Raw genomic sequence first — 6304 nt, 5'->3', positions numbered from 1 at the left:
GACTACATCGAGCGCTTCTATAACCCGAGACGACGCCATTCCAAGCTAGGCTATCTCAGCCCCATGGAATTCGAAGCCAAGGCCGTGCTAGCTTAACTTACTGTCCACGAAACCGGCAGCAGCTCAGGATGCCAGAAATTTTAGGTTACGCATAAAGGGTGACCGGCTGGCAGGTCAGCGAATGACCTGATCGTTCTGAACACGCTCAAAGCCGTGGAGCCCCTTTGCGGCTTCACGGCTTTCTTTTTGAAGCGTCACCCGCAGTCGCCGTTCCGGTTCCGGCCCTTCTGGTCAGCTAAGCGGCCTCGGCCTTTTCGTGCCGGGGTAGCCGGACTGGGCGCATAGCGCACCCGACGGGGCAGATCAGGTATGTCCACTCTCCACCCTATGGGGCATCCAGGTTGGCGGTGAACACTGACCGGGTTGAGCTCTGAGCTGAAGTCCAGACCGCATCACTAATCGCCGGTCCGGGACTATACGGGGACAAAAGAACACAAAATCTGATGCAAAAATTCGGTGGGCCGAGCCGCAGATGCTTTGGGGAGCCTATCCAATCCATCCCACCAATGGGTGCTGCCAAGATGGGAACTAATCTGGCTATCCCTATATGCGGGGGCCCGCAACCACCGAGAGTTAACTACGCCAAGAACAAATTGCTAACTCACATTTGGCTGGTAAGGCATAAGTTGGCCGGCTGGTCGCGACAGCGGCGCTCCAGTCACGGATGATTACAGCCGCTGAACGCTTTATGGTTTGAGCCGATAACCGGTACGAAATATCCACCAGATCAGGGCGAGGCATGCCGCCATGAAGAGGCCGGTGAAAGCGAGGCTGAGCCCCACTGCGACGTCGCCGGTGCCGTAAAAACTCCAGCGGAAGCCGCTCACGAGATAGACGACCGGGTTGAGCAGGTTCAGCGTCCGCCAGGGCTGCGGCAGCATGTCGATCGAATAGAAAGCGCCGCCCAAGAAGGTGAGTGGAGTCACCACCAAGGCGGGGACAATGGCGAGCTGCTCGAAATTCTGCGCCCAGACGCCGATGATGAAGCCGAACAGGCTGAACGCGACGGCCGTGAGCAGCATGAAGGCCACCATCCAGAAGGGGTGTAAAATATGCAGCGGCGTGAAAAAGGTCGCGGTTCCTAAGATAATCATTGCCAGCAGGACCGATTTGGTAGCGGCCGCCCCGACATAGGCGAACACTGTCTCGATGGCGGAAAGCGGCGCAGATAGAATTTCATAGACGGTTTTCGTGAAAATCGGGAAATAGATGGCGATGGAGGCGTTGCCGATGCTCTGGGTCAGGAGCGTCAGCATAATGAGACCGGGCACGATAAAGGCGCCGTAACCGACTCCGCCGACATGCTGCATGCGCGAGCCGATGGCGCCGCCGAACACCACGAAATACAGTACAGTGGTGATGACTGGCGTCGCGATGCTCTGCCAGAACGTGCGGCGCATGCGCGCCATCTCCGCCCGGTAGATCGTCCAGATACCATTGGGGTTCAGCCAGGCCCCGCTCACGAAGCGGGCTCCACGAGGCTGACAAAAATATCCTCAAGCGAGCTGCGGCTGGTGTCCAGATCCTTGAAATCAATGCCAAGCTCGCTCATGCGGCGCAGCAGCGCCGGAATGCCGTTATCCTCTGCGTTGGCATCGAACCCGTAAGTGAGCACCTGGCCCTCTTGCTCCAGCACCAGCTTCCAGGGGGCCAATTCGCCAGGAATGGCTACGAGTGGATGCTGCAGCACAAGGGTAAGCTGGCGCCGGCCGAGCTTGCGGACCAGCGCCGCCGTCTCCTCCACCAGCAGGATGCGCCCTTTCGAAATGACTCCGATACGATCAGCCATCTCCTCCGCCTCGTCTATGTAATGGGTCGTGAGGATAATGGTGACGCCCTTGTCCCGTAAATTGCGGACCAGGGTCCACATGTCGCGCCGCAGATTGACGTCCACGCCCGCCGTCGGTTCGTCCAGGAACAGGATTTTGGGCTCGTGGCTGAGCGCCTTGGCGATCATCACGCGGCGCTTCATGCCCCCCGATAGCTCAATCACGCGCTGGTCGCGTTTATCCCACAGCGAAAGGTCGCGCAGCAGACGCTCGATATAGGCCGGGTCTGGCCGGCAGCCGAACAGGCCGCGGCTGAAACTGACCGTGTTCCAGACAGTTGCGAAAATATCGAGCGAGATCTCCTGCGGCACCAGGCCGATCAAGGCGCGCGCGGTCCGGTAATCCCGCACGATGTCGTGTCCGTCGACCAGGACCTGCCCCGAACTCATGCTTACCGTGCTACAGATGATGCTGATCAGCGTCGTCTTGCCCGCGCCATTGGGGCCGAGCAGGGCAAAAATCTCCTGCCGCTCGATCGCTAGATCGATACTGTCCAGGGCGACAAAACCAGATTTGTAGGTTTTGCGGACGGCAGAGACGGAGATGATTGGCGGCATGCAGAGGCTCGCTGGGGATTTATGTTCGGACGTGACGATATCTTGGCATTACGGTGCATAATTCACGTTATAATTAGTAGTTCGCTTTACCGTGCATGACTACTCATCGAGCTTATTGTAAATCATCGTCCAAGTGTGACCCTGGGTGAAATTGCGTTAGCGCTTTGAACCGGCAGCCCGCCGCAAGCCGGTTTTGGGCCAGCAACGGACCAGCCGGTTTCCTGCAAACAACGCGGAAAGAAGCCATCAGGTCAGACCGGCATGGAAGACATTTCAGCACCAGACCATATCGCTCATGACGGATGCTATCGGAAAAGCGATCGCTTTCTATTAATGCGCAGCGAAGCCTATCGGGATGCAGATAGCGCATCGCCCGCGCGGCAAGTCACGTTCACGCAAGCAATCACTGTGCGCTCCTCGCCGCCGCAGGGCGTCGATGGCGCCACGCATTGGACGGATGCATTCAACGCCGCACATTTTCATTGAGATATACTTCGAAACCATCCCATGATGCGGCAGTAGATGGCACGAGGCTGCCCATGGAAATTACAATAATCGTTGAAATCATCAGCGCCGTTGGCGCGCTCGGCACGGCCGCGACCGGGCTTGTGGACACCACCAAACTGTTTGGCGGGGGCGTCTCCAACACCGGATACGCCTCCATAAAACAGCAACTCAAACCGTTCGAGCCGCTGCTCAGCACCATCCCGGAAGGTGCGGCCTACGCAACGATTTATGGCCTGTGGATTAATGGCACCGCCATCGAGGACCAGAAGGCAAAAGCCAAGGCGCTGATCAAGCTTGGTTTTGCGCCTGCCACCGTGAACGCGATGAAAGCCGCCACCGGACTGCCGGGGGCGGGGCTTGCCCTGCTCGCGGAAAACATCGCCAACGGGGTCGATCTTAGCCCACCGCAGGTGAATATTTATGGGCGGCTGGATGCGATCCTCAGCGCTGTCATTGACGCTGCATACGAGAAAGCCAACCAGCGCTACCGCAACGCCGCCAAGGCTCTGGCGGCGGCCATCGGAATCGTCCTGGCGTTGATCGGCGGCTACGCCGTCACCCCGCCGGGCACGCCCGTAAATTGGCTGTTCTACGCCGTGATGGGCGCCATCGCCACGCCGCTCGCACCGGTCGTGAAGGATCTTACCACCGCCATTAACACCGCCGTGCAAAGCAGCGGGCAATTGCGCGCCCTGCTCAAATGACGCTCTATCTCAATTTGAGGCAACTTACGGTCGGTGGCTATGTGCTGGACCTGCCTTACATGCTGCAAGGGGCCGCGGCCACGGACTTAAAGTCCCTTACCGCGGTGTCCTGGGCAAACATTCCGCAATTGGTCGGCGGACGCAACCTGTTGTTCATCGTACATGGCTTCAACGTCAATTTCGCCGCCGGGGCGCGGATGAATGACCGCCTCCGCCCGCTGCTCAATTTGGCGGCCGGCGATCTCGCCATCGGCGTGCTCTGGCCGGGCGACAGTTTTATACCGGTTGTTGATTACCCCTTCGAAGAAAATGTCGCGATCGCCGCCGGCAAGGCGATCGCTACCTTCTGCCGGACTTTTTTTGGCCTCTGCACGCAGCTTCTCGTTCGCCTCGCACAGCCTGGGCGCGCGCGTAGTACTGCAGGCTTTGCTGGGGCTGGACCGGCCGGCGCGCTCGGTGACGCTCATGGCCGGTGCAATCAACCAGAGCTGTCTGGTGCAGGAATATGCCGCCGCGGCGCGCAATGCCACCAGCCTCTCCGTGCTCGCCTCCAAGGGCGACAATGTGCTGAAATTGGCGTTTCCGCTGGGCGATCCGCTCGCTGATCTTTTGCATGATGACCACCCGGTTTTTGAACCGGCACTCGGTTATGCCGGTCCCTCAATATCTGAGGCCGCCCTTGTCGATGGCCCGTGGCAGATTCCCTTACCCGCGCTGCCTTCCAACATCGACTACGATCACGGCAGTTATCTGCCGCCGAGCGAAGCAGTGGCACCTCAGCCCGCGACCAACCCGCCCAGTTATATTCCGGTGGCCAACTATATCGCCAACGCCTTTTACGGCCGCCCGCAAAGTTGGCCGGGTATGGCACCACCGGCGACGCAGGGTTTTAATTACAACCTCTATCCCACGAAATAGGATTTTTTAATTACGCACAAGGGGAGGCGATGGGCGCGGCGAGAGCTTATCCAGGGCATGGTGTCCCAAGGGATGACTGGGCTTGGCCAAGTCGGGCCGCAGCCGGCTAAGCCGCTTTTGGAAGGGCCTTAGTGGAAAGTGGCCATTCCATAATATGGAATATGGGCTTCCGCTAATACGGGCTTCTCGGCAGCTCTCGCGCGACGACAGTAGACCGGCATTGCTCAGTCTGTCTCAGTCCCTTGAATGGCGGACAATAATGCTTGCGCCTGGCCAACGGCGCCAAAAATACCGCCCTCTGTGGTGATGGTCGCCAATGCGGCACGGTGGTTCTCCTCCTCGGTGGCGGCGCACAGATCGCCTACCAGCAGACACTCGTAGCCGCGGTCGGTGCCGTCACGCAGGGTGGAGTGCACGCACACATCGGTGGTGAGGCCGCACAAGATGAGATGCCGCACGCCGCGGCTCACCAGAATGCGCTCCAGATCGGTGGCGGCGAAGGCCGAATAGCCCGGCTTGTCGATCACCACCTCGCCCGGCAGCGGCGCCAGCTCGGGCACAATGTCCCAGCCCGGCTCGCCGCGCACCAAAAACCGGCCCAAAGGCCCCGACGCGCCTATGCCCGGCCCCAGCCGGCGCGAGCGCCATGCCTTGTGGGCGGGCAGGTCGCTCAAATCCGGCCGATGTCCCTCGCGTGTCTGCACCACCAGCCCGCCCCAAGTGGCAACGGCGGTACGCAGCGCCTTAATGCCGGGAATGAGCGCACGCGCCGGCGCCGGGTCGTAGCCCAGTGAGGCGATATAGCCCTGCTCGTCAAGAAAGTCGCGCTGCATGTCGATGATGAGCAGCGCTGTGGTGTCTGGCCGCAGATGTCCATCATGCGGCCAGGGATACGGCTCGGCAGAAATGAACATTTTACGCGGCGGAGAGGGCCTGCAGGGCGGAGAGGTCGCTGACGATGCCCGAGGTGGCGCGGATCCGCTGGGTGATCTCCCGCTTATAACACAGAAATTCAGGAGCCAATTTAAGATCCTGCGAACGCGCGGGCAGGTTGATGTTCCACACGCTGTCCACGTGGCCGGGGTTGGGGGCCAGCACCACCACGCGGTCGGCCAGATACACGGCCTCCTCCACATCGTGCGTGACGAACAGGATGCCACAACGCTCGCTTTCCTTCACATGCAGGATGAGATCGTGCATCACTTCGCGGGTTTGCGTGTCCAGCGCGCCAAAGGGCTCGTCCATGAGCAGAAATTCCGGCTGGGCCATAAGCGCGCGGGCAATGGCCACACGCTGTCGCATCCCACCCGAAAGCTGGGCGGGGCTAGAATCGCGCACTCGCGTGAGGCCCATCAGGTCGATGAGCAGATTGGCCCGGCGTATGGCCTCGCCTATACCAGCGGTGGTCTGGTTCTTGCGGTACGCCTTCAACCCACGACAGAAACGCACATTCTCGCTCACGCTCAGCCACGGGTACAGGCTGTAATCCTGGAACACCATGGCACGGTCACGCCCTGGCCTAGTAATCTCGCGGCCATCAATGTGCAGCGCACCGGAGCTGTGCGTCTCTAGCCCGCCGATTATGCGCAGCAAGGTGGATTTGCCGCAGCCCGAGGCGCCCACCAGCGCCACGAACTCTCCACTTTCCACGCTGAGGTTGATGTCGGCGAGGGCCTCGAATTTGTCGAAACGCTTGCAGAGCTGGGAAACAGCGAGCGTACTCATGGCG

The 6304-nt window shown here is 60.1% G+C and carries 9 protein-coding genes; 4 read left to right on the top strand and 5 right to left on the bottom strand.

The window, feature by feature from the left end; genetic code table 11:
• A partial coding sequence (locus ACLPJJ_RS09005) for an IS3 family transposase (protein WP_443588716.1) occupies positions 1–96 on the top strand: 96 nt, incomplete at its 5' end.
• A gap of 650 nt (positions 97–746) precedes the next feature.
• Here the strand turns inward: ACLPJJ_RS09005 and ACLPJJ_RS09000 are convergent.
• The gene (locus tag ACLPJJ_RS09000) at positions 747–1523 is read right to left on the bottom strand and encodes an ABC transporter permease (protein ID WP_443590638.1); all 777 of its coding nucleotides are present in this window, start codon (positions 1521–1523) and stop codon (positions 747–749) included.
• Positions 1520–2446, bottom strand: a complete 927-nt coding sequence (locus ACLPJJ_RS08995) for an ABC transporter ATP-binding protein (protein ID WP_443590637.1) — start codon at positions 2444–2446, stop codon at positions 1520–1522. The genes ACLPJJ_RS09000 and ACLPJJ_RS08995 overlap by 4 nt, the downstream gene beginning before the upstream one ends.
• A gap of 261 nt (positions 2447–2707) precedes the next feature.
• On the opposite strand from ACLPJJ_RS08995, the gene ACLPJJ_RS08990 reads away from it, so the two are divergent.
• Together ACLPJJ_RS08990 and ACLPJJ_RS08985 are read left to right on the top strand one after the other, a co-directional pair.
• Positions 2708–2932: a hypothetical protein gene (locus ACLPJJ_RS08990; protein ID WP_443590636.1), complete on the top strand. Its 225-nt coding sequence runs from the start codon at positions 2708–2710 to the stop codon at positions 2930–2932.
• Positions 2933–2985: 53 nt separating this feature from the next.
• Entirely contained in the window at positions 2986–3657 is a 672-nt protein-coding gene (locus ACLPJJ_RS08985) for a hypothetical protein (RefSeq protein WP_443590635.1), read from the top strand.
• 86 nt (positions 3658–3743) lie between these two features.
• On the opposite strand, the gene ACLPJJ_RS08980 is transcribed toward ACLPJJ_RS08985, so the two are convergent.
• Positions 3744–4124, bottom strand: coding sequence for a hypothetical protein (locus tag ACLPJJ_RS08980; protein ID WP_443590634.1), 381 nt, complete (start codon positions 4122–4124; stop codon positions 3744–3746).
• Here ACLPJJ_RS08980 and ACLPJJ_RS08975 point away from each other — a divergent pair.
• Positions 4123–4575 carry a hypothetical protein gene (locus tag ACLPJJ_RS08975; RefSeq protein WP_443590633.1) on the top strand — a complete coding sequence of 151 codons (453 nt, stop codon included), beginning with the start codon at positions 4123–4125 and terminating at the stop codon, positions 4573–4575. The two genes, ACLPJJ_RS08980 and ACLPJJ_RS08975, sit on opposite strands and share 2 nt — an antisense overlap.
• A 224-nt stretch (positions 4576–4799) precedes the next feature.
• Here the strand turns inward: ACLPJJ_RS08975 and ACLPJJ_RS08970 are convergent, their stop codons facing one another.
• Positions 4800–5489, bottom strand: coding sequence for a cysteine hydrolase family protein (locus tag ACLPJJ_RS08970; RefSeq protein WP_443590632.1), 690 nt, complete (start codon positions 5487–5489; stop codon positions 4800–4802).
• 1 nt (position 5490) lies between these two features.
• On the bottom strand, positions 5491–6300 hold the full coding sequence (locus ACLPJJ_RS08965) for an ABC transporter ATP-binding protein (RefSeq protein ID WP_443590631.1): 810 nt from the start codon (positions 6298–6300) through the stop codon (positions 5491–5493).
• Positions 6301–6304: the final 4 nt, after the last annotated feature.

This window comes from Acidocella sp., assembly GCF_052326845.1.
Taxonomy (GTDB): Bacteria; Pseudomonadota; Alphaproteobacteria; order Acetobacterales; family Acetobacteraceae; genus Acidocella.
The sequence above is the reverse complement of the archived record's forward strand: the minus strand, read 5'-3'. Positions and strand labels throughout refer to the sequence as shown.

Bases quoted from the DNA above. Each gene is read 5' to 3' on its own strand.
- ACLPJJ_RS08965 (WP_443590631.1), bottom strand. From the start codon at position 6,300: ATGAGTACGCTCGCTGTTTCCCAGCTCTGCAAGCGTTTCGACAAATTC.
- ACLPJJ_RS08970 (WP_443590632.1), bottom strand. From the start codon at position 5,489: ATGTTCATTTCTGCCGAGCCGTATCCCTGGCCGCATGATGGACATCTG.
- ACLPJJ_RS08980 (WP_443590634.1), bottom strand. From the start codon at position 4,124: ATGAGCGTCACCGAGCGCGCCGGCCGGTCCAGCCCCAGCAAAGCCTGC.
- ACLPJJ_RS08985 (WP_443590635.1), top strand. From the start codon at position 2,986: ATGGAAATTACAATAATCGTTGAAATCATCAGCGCCGTTGGCGCGCTC.
- ACLPJJ_RS08990 (WP_443590636.1), top strand. From the start codon at position 2,708: ATGGAAGACATTTCAGCACCAGACCATATCGCTCATGACGGATGCTAT.
- ACLPJJ_RS08995 (WP_443590637.1), bottom strand. From the start codon at position 2,446: ATGCCGCCAATCATCTCCGTCTCTGCCGTCCGCAAAACCTACAAATCT.
- ACLPJJ_RS08975 (WP_443590633.1), top strand. From the start codon at position 4,123: ATGGCCGGTGCAATCAACCAGAGCTGTCTGGTGCAGGAATATGCCGCC.